A 14,703-nucleotide genomic window follows, 5' to 3' on the forward strand; every position below is an offset into this window, starting at 1 on the left:
GGCCATTTTTGCAGCAATCAAGGCGTCGCGCGCACTTTTCTGTTGACGTAAAGCTGAAAACATCTAGAATGCGCCTCCGTGGTTACGATACTTTTACAGTATCGATGGTATGCGAAGGTGGCGGAATTGGTAGACGCGCTAGCTTCAGGTGTTAGTGTCCTTACGGATGTGGGGGTTCGAGTCCCCCCCCTCGCACCATAAATCACAATGATATTGCTCGCACTGGGCGAAGGTGGCGGAATTGGTAGACGCGCTAGCTTCAGGTGTTAGTGTCCTTACGGATGTGGGGGTTCGAGTCCCCCCCCTCGCACCATAAATCACAATGATATTGCTCGCACTGGGCGAAGGTGGCGGAATTGGTAGACGCGCTAGCTTCAGGTGTTAGTGTCCTTACGGATGTGGGGGTTCGAGTCCCCCCCCTCGCACCAACGAGGCGATATCAACAATAGTAAGATGACTGTGCGAAGGTGGCGGAATTGGTAGACGCGCTAGCTTCAGGTGTTAGTGTCCTTAGGATGTGGGGGTTCGAGTCCCCCCCCTCGCACCAATTATCTTACATCCCTTCTGTAGTTCCTCTTCTTTTCCCTGTTATTTCAAGCTCATCAGTATCACCAGAATTCCACTGACCAGTGCTACACATGATGGTAGTAAAACAAAGTGGCGCAGTTGCTTATGCCAGATCATGCCTGACGTGACTAACAGTCCTGACACAATGATCGCTTTCCATGTATCAAGGGAGAGATCGGCAAACATCAACCCGCCGAGAATGGCTCCCGGTAGCAATACCCCCCAACCACTGCCAAGCGCCCTGTTCAACATGCTCTGCCCTCTAAAAACGATAATGATAACCAATATCATATGACACGGATTATCATTTGTCAGCTGAATGAATCAAAATCCATCGTCCTTTACCTTTCCCGTAATGACAGGAATTGCCTAAGGTGATAAATTGCACACCTGTTAACAACATCTAAAGATTTTCTGATAATTACTCTTTGAGTTTTTTTCATATTTTATTGCGATACAGCACCTACTTATTTGTTTTAATTAAATTTTAATAAAAACGCACGACTATGACATCACAATCCTGGCGGTCTTTGGTTCACAGAAAATATCAATTGTCGTTACGTTTATTTTTATTTCTGAACGCAACCTCGGCAGTGTTCTCGGTAACAAATCCGCTCAATTCTGTACGCCTGTTATCAGCCCCACTTATTGCTATTTTCTCCATCAGCACCGGTCTGTTCGTCTGGCACTGGAGAAAGCGCGCGCGGAAGATAAATATTCCTGTTGTTTCAGGGATATTCGGTATTTTGTGGGCCTGGCAAATTGTGTCTAAATTCGCCTTAATTACCCACGATCACGCGACGTATTTGTTAATCGCCCTATTAACGGTGCTTTTTATCGGAACGCTGGCATTCGCCAGTAATATCAAAGCCTTTACGCTGCATTCACTGCCTACGTTTATTGTCTGCCTGTGGTTAAGCGATCATGATATATGGCTGAGAATGACCTATTCTTTCGCACTTCCTGTGGTGGCAATTGCTATTCATAACATTTTGCAAACACGTAACGACCGTTTTGCTCAGGAGCTGCTCTCACGTCTTCTGGAAGAGCGAGAAACTCTTACCGATCTCAGCATGATGGACCCGCTTACCGGGCTTTATAATCGTCGCGGTCTGCAAAGCCGTCTCGAGAATCTGCCGACGGTTGAAAATGGCGAACATTTTGTCCTGCTGATGGATATCGACCACTTCAAAGCCTATAACGATCATTATGGCCATATGATGGGCGACCAGGCGCTGAAGCGTGTCTCTGCGGCAATCCGCGATGCCGTGCGTTCCCGCGATATTGTGGCGCGTTTTGGCGGGGAAGAGTTTATGGTGCTGTTGACTAATATTTCTCTCGAACATGCTCGCCAGACGGCCGAGCGGATCCGTCAGAAAGTCTACGATTTGAAAATCCCGCATCTGTTTAACGAGAGCGTCGCGACAAACGTCACCATCAGCATTGGTATTGCCATTTTCGAGGATGAAGACGTAGAAGGCGCGCTGGAAAAAGCGGACAAAGCCCTCTATGAAGCCAAGCATATGGGGCGCAATAACATTCTGCTGAGTGAAGAGCTGCAGACGGCTTAAACATCACGACGATGTCACCCGGACAAAAGTCTTGCCATTGGTATAAGCAATAGTTAGGATTGGCAATCATTATCATTTAGATTTCTATCTATACTATGGCTACGCATACCGCACACATCGTCGAACCACTCCCCTGGCGAGCGCCCCTCACCAGCGGGAATGTTTCGCTTGCGGATGCCATACGGGATAAGATTGCGGAGACGCGCGCCCACCTGCTGGACTTCATCAGGCTTGATGAAGCGCACCCGAATCACGCCATGACGCTCTCAGAGTGGCGTCACCCGACAAAACTGCAGTCTCTGCTGGCTACCTATTCCGACCATATCTATCGCAATCAGCCCACCCTTACGCGGGAAAATAAACCCCTGCTCTCTCTCTGGGCGCAGTGGTATATCGGGCTGATGGTGCCACCGCTGATGCTGGCGCTGTTAACACAGAAGAGCATGCTGGAACTCTCGCCGGATAATTTCCACGTCGAGTTCCACGAAACCGGACGTGCGGCCTGTTTCTGGATTGATCTCCACGAAGACCAGAACGCTAAACGCCTGACGGCTCAGGAGCGTATGGAGCAGCTTATCATCCAGGCCCTGATTCCGGTGGTGGAAGTGCTTGAAGCGACGGGAGAGATTAACGCAAAGCTTATCTGGAGCAATACGGGCTATTTAATCCACTGGTATTTAACGGAAATGAAGCCTCTGCTTGGTGATGAGAACGTTGATGCCCTGCGTCAGTCCTGTTTCTTTGCAAAACAGCTTTCCGATGGCCGTGACAACCCGCTATTCCGCACCGTCGTGCTCCGTGATGGGCTTATGGTTCGCCGCACCTGCTGCCAGCGCTATCGCCTGCCGGACGTTAAGCAGTGCGGGGATTGCACGCTAAAGTAGAGCAGTGAATTGCCCGGTGGCGGTTCGCTTACCGGACCTAAAAACGGGCCCGGCCTGATGCCCTCACCCTGACCCTCTCCCACGGGAAGAAGGAACAAACACTAAAAACGGCAACGTGCGTTGCCGTTTTGCTTTTACCTATGCCACCTGCTGATTGTCCTCTTCCGCGTTACGCTGCGCTTCTTCCGCTTCCTGCTCCAGCAGCTGTTTCTCGTATACTTTGAAGAACGGGAAGTAGATGATTGCCGATACGCAGGCAAGAACAACAACCAGAATAGCCGCGCGGAAATCCCAGCCCAGAGCCCACGCTGCACCTATTGGCGCCGGTGCTGTCCAGGGGACTACTGAGATGACGCGGCCAATCAGATCAAACGTCATCGCCGCCCAGGCCAGCACGGCATTTACCATCGGTGCCAGCAGGAACGGAATAAAGAACACCGGGTTCATCACAATCGGCGTACCGAAAATGACAGGTTCATTGATGTTAAAGAAGCTGGGTACCACGCTCAAACGCCCGATAGAGCGTAAATGCGCTGAACGGCTACGCAGATAGCAAATCACCAGCCCCATCGTGGCGCCCGACCCGCCAATCACGATAAAGAACGTCCAGAACGCCTCCATAAAAATATGCGGCAGAGGCTGGCTGGCGGCCAGAGCGGTCTGGTTCGCGCCGAGGTTCGTGAGCCAGAACATCTGCAGCATCCCGGAGACGATGGCGGCTCCGTGGATCCCGGCGAACCACAACAGATGACCAATCAACACGGCCAGCAGGATCGCAGGCAGGGAATCCGCTGCGGAAACAAGAGGTTTAAAGACCGACATAATGGCCTGCGGGATCAGCATGCCGAACTGAGACTGAATGACCAGGCTCAGAGGGTAAAGCGTCAAGACCACCACCAGCACAGGGATGAGCAGATCAAAAGAGTTTTTGATCATCGGAGGTACCTGGTCTGGCAGGCGAATACCGATGTTGTGCACCTTGAGGAAACGCATCATCTCAACGCAGTAGATCGCCACCAGAATCGCGGTAAAAATCCCCGTTCCACCCAGGCTGTCGACAGGCAGCGTGCCTTTGGTTTTCGGTGCCGCGACCAGCAGAAATGCCATCAGCGACAGCATGGCGCACATAAACGGGTCTAACTGGTGCGATTTGACATAGTGTTTGCCAAGGTTATAGGCAATGGCCGCACAGATATAAATGGACATAATGCCCATCGTCATATCAAACGGCGTCAGGATCTGACCTTCAAACTGCTTCGCCATATCCAGCCAGGCGCGGGCGAAACTCCAGGTGGTATCAGGCGAAAACGGCGGGTATGCGAACACTAACAAAAATGAACCCACAATCATGAATGGCATCGCGGAGATGAACCCATCACGAATGGCCATCACATGACGCTGGGAAGAAATCCGCCCGGCAATCGGGCTGACGTAATTTTCAACAAAACGGAATATCAGGTTAAACGCAGCATGGTTGGCAGACATGGCAGATCTCCTGTCAGACGTTTGTTACGGGCACATTTGCGCCGCACGTTGTTCCATAAATCACCTTCACAACCTTGCTGGCTTGTGTACCAGTAGTACTGCTAAGACGGAATGGTTTCATAATTTGCTCTTATTATTAGATACAGGGGACGTTACGTACTCAGTATTAATCGACGCATCACGCTCTGCAACCGGTTACTGTAACCGGTTTCCGTGATTGTGAAGATGATCCAGAAATCAGCCGTTCGGTATATTTGTTACTGAAGAGATATTTACAGAGCATAAATTCTTATGACAGATTACGCAGGATATTTGTCAGGAGGAAACAATGAGTTTGCAGTCTGTACAGCAGTTTTTTGCCGACAACGCGCCGGATATAGACGTCATTGAACTTAACCAGAGTACCGCTACCGTTGCGTTGGCTGCTGCCGCCCACCGTGTGGAACCGGGGCAAATCGCCAAGACCTTGTCACTTAAGGTGAAAAATGAGGTGATTCTGGTGGTAGCGAAAGGCGATGCGCGCCTGGATAACAAAAAGCTAAAAGACACCTTTGGTGCAAAAGCGCGCATGCTCAGCAGTGATGAAGTGGTGACCATAACCGGTCACCCCGTTGGGGGCGTGTGCCCGTTCGGCCTGGAAAACCCGCTCGCGGTTTACTGCGATGTCTCGTTAAAGCAGTACGCCGAAGTGCTGCCCGCCGCAGGCGCAATTCACAGCGCTGTGCGTATCTCACCTGACAGAATGGCAGAGCTGACTTCCGCAAAATGGGTGGATGTTTGCATCTGATTGATGCGCCAGAGCCTGTCTGGCGCGCAACAGGCAGGTTATAAAAAGGTCGGCTTGCTAAGTGTCGAACTTCGCGGTTCTCTTGCCGAAAGGTGGGTAATAATATCTGCCGCATCAAGCAACCCTACGTCAGAGTTCACCCCCAGCTTCACCATCGCATTAAACTTATGCGCCCGGATGGTCTTAATATTGCGTTCAAGCCGTGCCGCGATTTGAGGAATGGAGTATCCGCAAGACATATACCGCAGTATTGCCCTTTCCGTTGGGCTTAACATTCTGCTTTGACTCCGGTACCAGTGATTCATCATATTGTCATTGATGCGCAAGGTTTCACTCAACAACACCATGAGTTCCTTCTGCAGGTGCTCAAGCGTCAGCGATTTACTAACCACACCGTGAAGGCGTGACGGGGAAAGATGGCTAATTAATCTTGCTTCCATCTCGTCTGCAACCAGGATGATGCGCTGGATATGACCATGCGTAAACGCAAAATCCCGCAGGTGCGCCAGGCAGCTACGACGCTTTTCCCGAGCATCGGAATAGGAATAGATCAGCGAGAAAAAATTGACGTGCTGAAGTGCTTTCTTAAAGCTGTCAAATTCACTAAACAGATGCAGTTGATAATGATTCAGGCCGGGCATCGCAAAAAGATGCTGTAGCCCAACAGCACTCATCGTGCAATTTTCGACGATGGCAATATGGCTTGTTGAATCGGTTTTTTCCATTCTTCGAACTCTCCATAGGCTGACATCAAACTCAGCTCTCGCATTCCCTGTGAACTGTTTATCCAGGCGTACATATCTGCATTACTACGTAATGAAAGTCGTCGCATCGCACTGTTTTTCTGCGCACTGATGGTTTTATTGCTCTTCTTGAGCAATGTAGCGATTTGGTTGATCCCCCATCCTTTACCTAAAAGTCTCAGTACCTTGCGTTCGGAGTGCGTGAGAGCGATAAGATGTTCGTTTTCCTCCTCTGAACTTAGAGGTTCCGGGGTTAACAACATCTGGCTTACCCGCTCTGCGCGTTCTCGTCCTGCCCGTACAGCGTTAACTAAGCCTTCAATAGGTTCCATATCAGAAAGCAACGTACTTTCAGGGCGCACAAGTAACTCAACGGCAATAGGGTTAAGTGGTCGCGAAACTAAAAAGATCCAGTGAATATCCCGGTATTGATTCATTAAACTGAAATACTCTTCGAGCGCGCCCCGAGGATTCCAGTATTCGCCTGAAATGTCTGCAATGATGACGTCAGCGCGGCGTAACTGGAGCAGAGTTAACTCCTGCAATGAGCTGCAATAGGTCAATTCAAAATCGGGGAAATTGCGAGTCATCACGCCCCCTAACCCGTTTTGCATCACAGGTATCCGGCTAATGATAACGCTATGCTTACCGTGCAATGACAACATAGACCCTCCGTGTCCATTCTTCGTTTGATGAGTGACATTAAAACGCATCAACGTATGAGTATTTTTGTCCCTGATTGAAATGCAGGTTAATACAAGCAGAAGATGAGATGTATTCTTAGTATAAGAAATGCCTAAACAGCAGTAATATCTCACAAAGCGAAACTAAATTTAATTGCAGTGCCATTAAAATAACTACAATATAAAATTAGAATAACTAAATATAAATAACTTATCTTTCAATATTAATTATTCATGAAAATGATAAATTAATCCCAACCTCCTCCGCACTAAGGGGCGGCAACTGTTTGCATAAACCTTGATCTGACCCACAGCAAGAGACACTGCACTTTGTGTTAAAAGTAATCGCTATGGGCCAACCGGCAACTTTCACCCTTTTTCAGGACAATACATGCAGGCAGATCGGTCAACGCAGCGTGCTATCACGCGGCTATGTATCCAGTGCGGTCTTTTTCTGCTCCAGCACGGCGCGGAAAGCGCGCTGGTTGAGGAGCTTTCCACCCGACTGGGACTGGCGCTGGGTATGGATAGCGTTGAAAGCGCTATTTCATCCAACGCCATTGTGCTGACCACGATCAAAGACGGTCAGTGCCTGACCTCCACCCGCAAAAACCATGACCGTGGCATTAACATGCACGTCGTGACCGAAGTGCAGCACATCGTCATCCTTGCTGAACATAAGCTTCTCGAACTTCGGGAGATTGAAAAAAGGTTCAGCCAAATTAAGCCATTACGTTATCCGCGCTGGCTTGTCGTGTTGATGGTAGGGTTGTCGTGCGCCTGCTTTTGTAAGCTCAATAAAGGCGGCTGGGACGGTGCGATCGTCACCTTTTTCGCCAGCAGCATCGCCATGTATGTTCGCCAGCTGCTGACGCACCGACAGCTGCATCCGCAAATTAACTTCTGTATTACCGCGTTTGTCGCCACCACGGTTTCCGGTCTGCTGCTGCGCCTGCCGCAGTTTGCCAGCACCCCGACGATTGCTATGGCCGCCAGCGTGCTTCTGTTGGTCCCGGGCTTTCCGTTGATAAACGCCGTCGCCGACATGTTTAAAGGGCACATCAATACAGGTCTGGCACGCTGGGCTATTGCCAGCCTGCTGACGCTGGCGACCTGCATCGGCGTGGTCATGGCCATGACACTCTGGGGGTTACGCGGATGGGCGTGATAGATTTTCTGCTGGCGCTGGCACAGGACATGCTTCTGGCCGCCATTCCTGCCGTCGGATTTGCGATGGTATTTAACGTTCCGCAACGCGCGTTGCCATGGTGTGCACTGCTGGGCGCGATTGGGCATGGCTCGCGAATGGTGATGATGACGGCGGGTTTTAACATCGAATGGTCAACATTTATGGCTTCCATGCTGGTTGGCAGTATCGGCATCCAGTGGTCGCGCTGGTATCTGGCGCATCCCAAAGTGTTCACCGTCGCCGCCGTTATCCCGATGTTCCCGGGCATATCTGCGTACACAGCGATGATTTCCGCGGTGAAAATCAGCCATTTTGGCTACACCGAACCTCAGATGATCCTCCTCCTGAGCAACTTTCTTAAGGCGTCGTCCATCGTTGGCGCGCTCTCTATCGGGCTGTCGATCCCCGGGCTGTGGCTGTACCGCAAACGCCCACGCGTTTGATATTTGTGTTATTTCGCTGCCGTGGAGATAATCCTTCTGGTCCGTTTGGTGAAAATAAGGAAAGGATGTGGCTAACCCTGGCAGCGAACACCCCGAGCACAGCGAAGAATCTAGCCTGAAAGAGAAAATCTTTCAGAGCGCCATCGCGCTTTTTGCCGAGTATGGATTGAACGGTGCCCGCATGGAGCAGATCGCGGAGAAAGCGGGTACGACCAAACGCATGGTGGTTTACCATTTTAAGAATAAAGAGAACCTCTATCTCCTGGTCCTGGAACATGTTTACACTCAGATTCGCGCCAGTGAAAAAGCGCTAAGCCTGGCGGGAATGCCTCCCGTCGAAGCGCTGGTCAATCTGGTTGAAGCTACCTTTGACTATCATGCCGACCATCCGGATTACATCCGTATTATCTGCATGGAAAACATGCAGCGCGGCCGCTTTATGCAGCAGTCGAACTATCTTCGTCAGGTCAACCGTAGCGCGCTCGACCTGCTGGAGGGCATCCTGCACCGGGGCAAAGAAAAACAGCTATTCAGCCAGACCGTTGACGCCCGCGATCTTCACCGCCTGATAAGCAGCTTCAGCTTTCACTACGTTGCCAACAGCTACACCTTTACGCTGTTGTTTGAAGATGGCGCAGACGAACAGGCTCAGCGCGAGCACTACCGCAAAATGGCCGTTCAGGTAGCGCTCCGTTACACCTGCCCATAAAATTGCTTGCAATTAAATCGCACACTATCTATATTCATCTCATGAACGCGAAAACGAACGACGCAACCGCTGCGCTCAAGCTGGATAACCAGCTCTGCTTTGCTCTCTATTCGGCAAATCTGGCGCTTAATAAGCTGTACCGGCAGCTGCTGGCACCGCTGAACCTGACTTACCCGCAATATCTGGTGATGCTGGTGCTGTGGGAGCAGGATGACATAACGGTGTCGGACATCGGCGAACGGCTGTTTCTGGACTCTGCGACGCTGACGCCGCTGTTGAAGCGGCTGGAAAGTGCCGGCCTAATCAACCGTCACCGTTCGCGTAAAGACGAACGTCAGGTCGCCGTCACCCTGAGTGAAGCGGGACGTGAGCTCCAGCAGCAGGCATTGGGTATTCCCGATGCGGTTGGTTGCGCAGCGCAGTGTGATACTGACACCCTGCTGGCGCTCAAACAGCAGCTCGAACTTTTGCGACAACAGCTACACCGCGCGTAACGCTATACTTTACGCGTTATTATTTACCCATATATATCGCACGCTATTTAATAGCACATATAAAAACAAGATGAGGAATCTGCCATGTCTTTAGAAAAAGTTGTTTATACCGCCAAAGCAAAAGCCACCGGTGGCCGTGACGGCCGTGCCACCTCCTCCGATGGCGTACTGGACGTCAAACTGGGTGTGCCAAAAGAGATGGGCGGCATGGGCGGAGAAGTGACTAACCCTGAGCAGCTGTTTGCTGCGGGCTACTCTGCCTGCTTCCTGGGCGCGATGAAGTTCGTGGCCGCACGCGACAAATTCACCCTGCCAAAAGATGCCTATATTGAAGGCGAAGTGGGGATTGGCCCGCTGCCAACCGGTTTTGGTATCGAAGCAAAGCTGAACATCCATGTTGAAGGTATGGATCCTGCGGAAGCTAAAAAGCTGGTCGATGCGGCACACATTGTTTGCCCGTACTCTAACGCGACCCGCGGCAACATCGACGTCACGCTGAACATCATTGCGTGATAACTGCCTGATGGCGCTGCGCTTATTCTGCCTACGACTGTAGCCCCGGTAAGCGCAGCGCTACCGGGGAAATCCCCTCCTTCCCTTTCCCCTCTCTGTGCTACCATAAGCCCATATCACGCCCGTAGTAATCAGTAGAGTAAGCGTTATGTCCTCCAGAATTCTGACCACCAGCATTGCTGGCATTGATGCCTTTATGCGCGACCCACGCGGTGTGTTGACCCACGCCGAAGGCGGCACGGTAGCCGTTTTTGCCGACAACGCGCCGGCGTTCTACGCAATCACGCCGGAACGCCTGGCACAGCTTCTGGAGATTGAAGCGCAACTGTCACGCCCGGCGAGCGATGTCACGCTGGACAACCAGTTCTTTGATGAACCGGTCAACGTTCCCGTGACCGTTCCAATGGGAAAATTTGCCCTGTACGCGGGCTGGCAGCCGGATGCGGATTTTCAGCGGCAGGCCGCGCTGTGGGGGATTGCGTTAACCCAACCGGCCACCGCGGAAGAGCTTGCCGCGTTTACTGCCTGGTGGCAGGCGGAAGGTAAAGTCTTCACCCATATTCAGTGGCAGCAAAAGCTCGCGCGTCATCTTCAAATCACCCGCGCTGGTAATGGTGGAAAGGCAAAATCTGACATTAACGAAATAGCCAAACCTAACTATACCGTTCCAAAAGGTTTTAGAGGTTGAAATGAAAAACGTTAGCAGTCTGATGAATAGGTTGAAAAAAATCATACCTGAAGGCATTGAGCCTCGCTTTAAAAACAGTGAGGAGTTGATGGCCTGGCAGCAAGAAGAAGGGCGAAAGCGTTCTGAATTTATTGCTCGCGAAAATATTGCCAAAAGCATGGAACGATCCTTTGGTCGTTCAGGAATAAGAACCTTACACCAGGGGTGTTCGTTCGAAAATTACAAGGCCAATACGACAAATCAAAAAATTGTCAGAGAAAAAGCGCGCTTGTATGCCGTTGATTTTGATAAATCGATGGGCGGGTTCATTTTTTGTGGTAATCCTGGTACTGGTAAAAACCATTTGGCCGCCGCCATATGTAACGATCTCCTGCGGCGAGGTAAAACGGTTCTTATAATTACCGTGGCAGATATCATGTCTTCCATGCGCGAAACCTTCAATGGCACATCAGCAGATTCAGAAGAAAAGCTGATTGATAAATTAAGCTCTGTTGACTTGCTTGTGATTGATGAAATTGGTGTTCAGAATGAATCGCGTTATGAGAAGGTTATCATCAACCAAATTATCGACAGAAGAACATCTTCTCGCCGGCCTACTGGGCTCCTGAGCAATCTTGATGAAGCAGGTTTGAACAAACAACTCGGAGAGAGGGTAATGGACAGAATGAAATTAGGCGGTACGCTTTGGTTGAACTTTGATTGGGAAAGTTACCGAGAGAATGTGAGATAACGTAATGACAAAAAGTCTTTTTGCAGTTTTAGTCTTCGCCCCACTCATACTGACATGTATGGCGCAAGCGGCGTCCTGGCAGGAGTCCCTGTCAAGCGCAGCAAATGAGCTGACCAAAGAGAGCAGCAGCTCTCAGGGTGGACTCTCCGCCTCTTCTCTTACCAGCCTGCTGGGCAACAGCTCCCAGAGTCTGAGTGCGGGCACGATGAACAACGCGGCGGGGATTCTGGAATATTGCGCGAAGCAAAAGCTGGCCTCCGTGACCGATGCGCAAAACGTGAAAAACCAGGTGTTGGGTAAACTGGGTCTGGATACCCAGGAGCAAAAAGCGAACACCAACTATATGGACGGCATTCAGGGCCTGCTTAACGCACAAAATGGGCAGCAGCTGAATCTGAGCACCCTCGGCAACTCTTCTCTGGCAAAACAGGTGAAAACCAAAGCCTGCGATCTGGTGCTGAAACAAGGCGTTAATTTCATCTCCTGATCCATCCCATTTTCTGCCACAACACGCCGCGTTTAATGCGATAGTCTTGCAGCGCGGCGCTAAATGAGCGTTTTCCCCACCTGCCACCGCCTCAGCGTCCGTTTGTCAGGATGTGCACATCTTCATAAAAACGATTTTCTAAACCAAATCCTAACAACAGCACACTTTCGTGACACTAAAATTGCAGCTTAGCGACATCGCAATTACATTGTATGACCCAAAAAATAAACAGTTAGCCAGCGAATTATCTGGCGTCACGAGGATATGCTGTTGTCTGAATTCATATCTCTTATCCTTTTTCTGGCTTCTGTCGGCGTTTACGCGTGGAAAGCCGGCCGTAACACCTGGTGGTTTATCGCCACGCTAGTGGTGCTCGGCATTTTTATTATTTTAAACATTACCTTATACGCCAGCGATTACTTTACCGGTGACGGTATTAACGATGCGGTACTCTACACGCTGACGAACAGCCTGACGGGCGCGGGTGTGGGCAAGTACATTCTGCCGGGGCTGGGCCTTATCGTCGCGCTGGTGACGATATTTGGCGCACTGGCCTGGGTGCTGCGTCGACGTCGCCATCATCCGCACCATCATGGCTACAGCCTGCTGGCGTTATTCCTGGCGCTGGCCTCCGTCGACGCCAGCCCGGCATTCCATCAGATCACCGAGCTGGTGAAATCGCAGTCGCGCGACGGCGATCCGGATTTCGTGGCTTACTACAAAGAACCGTCGAAAACGATCGCCAACCCGAAGCTCAACCTGGTCTATATCTACGGTGAAAGCCTGGAACGCACGTACTTTGATAACGATGCATTCCCGGAGCTGACGCCGGACCTGGGTGCGCTGAAAAATGAAGGGCTCGATTTCAGCCACACCATGCAGTTGCCCGGTACGGATTATACGATTGCCGGGATGGTTGCCTCCCAGTGCGGTATTCCGCTGTTCGCGCCTTTTGAAGGTAACGCCTCAGCCTCCATGTCGACCTTCTTCCCGCAGAATATTTGCCTCGGCGATATCCTGAAAAATTCCGGCTACGAAAACTATTTTGTGCAGGGGGCAAACCTGCGCTTTGCCGGAAAAGATGTGTTCCTGAAATCCCACGGTTTTGACCACCTGTATGGCTCAGAAGAGTTAAAAACGACGGTTGCCGATCCGAGTTACCGCAACGACTGGGGCTTCTATGACGATACGGTACTCGACGAAACCTGGAAGAAATTCGAGGAGCTGTCCCGTGCGGGCAAGCGTTTCTCTCTCTTCGCGCTGACGGTGGACACACATCATCCGGACGGATTTGTCTCACGCAGCTGCAAACGCAAAAGCTATGACGTGAACGGCAAAAGCAACAAATCTTTCAGCGCCGTCACCTGCAGTCAGGAACACATTGCCGCGCTGGTCGAGAAAATCAAAGCCTCGCCCTGGTTTAAAAACACCGTCATCGTCGTTTCGTCTGACCATCTGGCGATGAAAAACAGCGCGTGGGATCAGCTCAATAAGCAGGATCGCAGCAACCTGTTCTTCGTGCTGCGCGGTGACCAGCCGCAGCAGGAGGTGATCGCCACCAAACGCAATTCCATGGATAACGGCGCAACCGTGCTGGACATTCTGGGCGGCGACAACTTTATTGGCCTTGGTCGCAGCACGCTGTCGGGGCAGTCCCTGTCGGAAGTGTTCCTCAACATGAAGGATAAAATCCTCGCCTGGAAGCCAGACATTATCCGCCTGTGGAACTTCCCGAAAGAGATGAAGGACTTCACCGTCGATCGGGATAAAAACACGATTGCCTTCTCGGGCAGCAGCTTCCGTCTGCCGCTGCTGGTGCGCGTGTCGGAAGGGCGCGTTGAGCCGCTGCCGGAAAGCGAATATTCCGCGCCGCTGCGCTATCAGCTGGCCGATTTCGCGCCACGCGATAATTTTGTCTGGGTCGACCGATGCTACAAAATGGGCCAGCTCTGGTCGCAGCCGCTGGCGCTTTCTACCGACTGGTGCGTCTCTCAGGGTCAGCTCGGCGGGGAGCAAACCGTGCAGCACGTGGATAAGGCGCAGTGGAAGGGCAAAACCGCGTTCAACGATACGGTGATTGATACCGCGCGCTATCAGCACAACATCGACATGCTGAAAATTAGCGATAACGATATTCGCTACAAAGCGGATAGCTTTATCTTTAACGTGGCCGGCGCACCGGAAGAAGTGAAGCAGTTTAGCGGCATCTCGCGTCCGGAGTCCTGGGGGCGCTGGTCCAACGCGCAGCTGGGCAATGAGGTGAAAATTGAATACGCCCATCCGCTGCCGGAACAGTTCGACCTGGTGATCACCGCCAGAGCGTATGGCCCCAATGCTAACAAGCCCGTACCCGTGCGCGTGGGGGATCGGGAGCAGACGTTAACGCTTGGATACGACGTGAGCACGCACACGCTACATTTTGAGAATCCTTCGCGCAGCGATACCCTGGTGATCGTGCCACCGGACCCGCAGTCCACGAATGAGGGAAATATCCTTGGGCATTCACCGCGCGAGATCGGAATTGGCATGGTCGAAATCAAAATCATCAGCAAAGCGGGTTAATGCGCGTTGCGCCCGGCATTCTGTCGGGCGCTTATGAAAATAAATAATCCTTTATAATCCTTATAAATTAGATAAAAACACTTTATATAAGCCATTTTTATCTATAAATATCCCGCCAAAAACCAAATCAATAAAATGTGCAGCTCCTGAAATCACCACGGAGCGTTA

The 14,703-nt window shown here is 51.2% G+C and carries 16 protein-coding genes and 4 tRNA genes; 16 read left to right on the forward strand and 4 right to left on the reverse strand.

The genetic code is table 11. The features are described 5' to 3' along the window. Nucleotides 1-111 precede the first annotated feature (111 nt). The 4 genes from F0319_RS21710 (at nucleotide 112) to F0319_RS21725 (ending at nucleotide 547) form a co-directional block, all read left to right on the forward strand. A tRNA-Leu gene (locus F0319_RS21710) sits at nucleotides 112-198 on the forward strand. Between the two features lie 28 nt (nucleotides 199-226). Then, nucleotides 227-313: transfer RNA gene (locus tag F0319_RS21715), tRNA-Leu, on the forward strand. A 28-nt stretch (nucleotides 314-341) separates the two neighbouring features. Next, nucleotides 342-428 (forward strand) — tRNA-Leu (locus tag F0319_RS21720). A 33-nt stretch (nucleotides 429-461) separates the two neighbouring features. Further along, nucleotides 462-547: transfer RNA gene (locus F0319_RS21725), tRNA-Leu, on the forward strand. Nucleotides 548-588: 41 nt separating this feature from the next. Here F0319_RS21725 and F0319_RS21730 read toward each other — a convergent pair. Next, on the reverse strand, nucleotides 589-858 hold the full coding sequence (locus F0319_RS21730; protein ID WP_188035117.1) for a DUF1435 domain-containing protein: 270 nt from the start codon (nucleotides 856-858) through the stop codon (nucleotides 589-591). 215 nt (nucleotides 859-1,073) lie between these two features. Here F0319_RS21730 and F0319_RS21735 point away from each other — a divergent pair, with 215 nt between their 5' ends. Both F0319_RS21735 and fhuF read left to right on the forward strand, forming a co-directional pair. Further along, nucleotides 1,074-2,138: a GGDEF domain-containing protein gene (locus F0319_RS21735; RefSeq protein WP_029740020.1), complete on the forward strand. Its 1,065-nt coding sequence runs from the start codon at nucleotides 1,074-1,076 to the stop codon at nucleotides 2,136-2,138. A 95-nt stretch (nucleotides 2,139-2,233) separates the two neighbouring features. Further along, on the forward strand, nucleotides 2,234-3,022 hold the full coding sequence (gene fhuF / locus F0319_RS21740) for a siderophore-iron reductase FhuF (RefSeq protein WP_149367748.1): 789 nt from the start codon (nucleotides 2,234-2,236) through the stop codon (nucleotides 3,020-3,022). A gap of 138 nt (nucleotides 3,023-3,160) precedes the next feature. On the opposite strand, the gene F0319_RS21745 is transcribed toward fhuF, so the two are convergent. Further along, entirely contained in the window at nucleotides 3,161-4,507 is a 1,347-nt protein-coding gene (locus F0319_RS21745) for a PTS sugar transporter subunit IIC (RefSeq protein WP_133293741.1), read from the reverse strand. A gap of 328 nt (nucleotides 4,508-4,835) precedes the next feature. Between F0319_RS21745 and F0319_RS21750 the strand changes: the two genes are divergently transcribed. Continuing rightward, entirely contained in the window at nucleotides 4,836-5,294 is a 459-nt protein-coding gene (locus F0319_RS21750; RefSeq protein WP_149367749.1) for a YbaK/EbsC family protein, read from the forward strand. A gap of 38 nt (nucleotides 5,295-5,332) precedes the next feature. Here F0319_RS21750 and bglJ read toward each other — a convergent pair whose 3' ends face one another. Both bglJ and F0319_RS21760 read right to left on the reverse strand, forming a co-directional pair. Beyond that, entirely contained in the window at nucleotides 5,333-5,968 is a 636-nt protein-coding gene (gene bglJ, locus F0319_RS21755) for a DNA-binding transcriptional activator BglJ (protein WP_149367807.1), read from the reverse strand. Next, entirely contained in the window at nucleotides 5,965-6,702 is a 738-nt protein-coding gene (locus tag F0319_RS21760; protein WP_111964101.1) for a helix-turn-helix transcriptional regulator, read from the reverse strand. Before F0319_RS21760 ends, bglJ begins: the two co-directional genes overlap by 4 nt. A 409-nt stretch (nucleotides 6,703-7,111) precedes the next feature. Between F0319_RS21760 and F0319_RS21765 the strand changes: the two genes are divergently transcribed. From F0319_RS21765 to opgB, 9 genes are all read left to right on the forward strand, one after another. Then, the gene (locus F0319_RS21765) at nucleotides 7,112-7,888 is read left to right on the forward strand and encodes a threonine/serine exporter family protein (protein WP_115876516.1); all 777 of its coding nucleotides are present in this window, start codon (nucleotides 7,112-7,114) and stop codon (nucleotides 7,886-7,888) included. Beyond that, nucleotides 7,879-8,352, forward strand: coding sequence for a threonine/serine exporter (locus F0319_RS21770; RefSeq protein WP_020885295.1), 474 nt, complete (start codon nucleotides 7,879-7,881; stop codon nucleotides 8,350-8,352). The genes F0319_RS21765 and F0319_RS21770 overlap by 10 nt, the downstream gene beginning before the upstream one ends. Nucleotides 8,353-8,419: 67 nt before the next feature. After that, the gene (locus F0319_RS21775) at nucleotides 8,420-9,061 is read left to right on the forward strand and encodes a TetR/AcrR family transcriptional regulator (protein WP_111964103.1); all 642 of its coding nucleotides are present in this window, start codon (nucleotides 8,420-8,422) and stop codon (nucleotides 9,059-9,061) included. Nucleotides 9,062-9,102: 41 nt separating this feature from the next. Continuing rightward, complete coding sequence (locus tag F0319_RS21780; RefSeq protein WP_111964164.1) at nucleotides 9,103-9,555, forward strand: MarR family winged helix-turn-helix transcriptional regulator; 453 nt, start codon at nucleotides 9,103-9,105, stop codon at nucleotides 9,553-9,555. Between the two features lie 84 nt (nucleotides 9,556-9,639). Then, on the forward strand, nucleotides 9,640-10,068 hold the full coding sequence (locus tag F0319_RS21785; protein ID WP_111964104.1) for an organic hydroperoxide resistance protein: 429 nt from the start codon (nucleotides 9,640-9,642) through the stop codon (nucleotides 10,066-10,068). Between the two features lie 148 nt (nucleotides 10,069-10,216). Then, a complete protein-coding gene (gene dnaT, locus F0319_RS21790) occupies nucleotides 10,217-10,756 on the forward strand; it encodes a primosomal protein DnaT (RefSeq protein ID WP_149367750.1) in 540 nt (179 codons plus the stop codon). 1 nt (nucleotide 10,757) lies between these two features. Beyond that, complete coding sequence (gene dnaC / locus F0319_RS21795) at nucleotides 10,758-11,486, forward strand: replicative helicase loader DnaC (protein ID WP_115876521.1); 729 nt, start codon at nucleotides 10,758-10,760, stop codon at nucleotides 11,484-11,486. Nucleotides 11,487-11,490: 4 nt separating this feature from the next. Further along, nucleotides 11,491-11,973 carry a YjjA family protein gene (locus tag F0319_RS21800; RefSeq protein WP_149367751.1) on the forward strand — a complete coding sequence of 161 codons (483 nt, stop codon included), beginning with the start codon at nucleotides 11,491-11,493 and terminating at the stop codon, nucleotides 11,971-11,973. A gap of 270 nt (nucleotides 11,974-12,243) precedes the next feature. Further along, complete coding sequence (opgB, locus tag F0319_RS21805) at nucleotides 12,244-14,535, forward strand: phosphatidylglycerol--membrane-oligosaccharide glycerophosphotransferase (protein ID WP_149367752.1); 2,292 nt, start codon at nucleotides 12,244-12,246, stop codon at nucleotides 14,533-14,535. The last annotated feature ends 168 nt before the right edge of the window (nucleotides 14,536-14,703 follow it).

It is taken from the genome of Enterobacter vonholyi (assembly GCF_008364555.1).
Lineage (GTDB): Bacteria > Pseudomonadota > Gammaproteobacteria > Enterobacterales > Enterobacteriaceae > Enterobacter > Enterobacter vonholyi.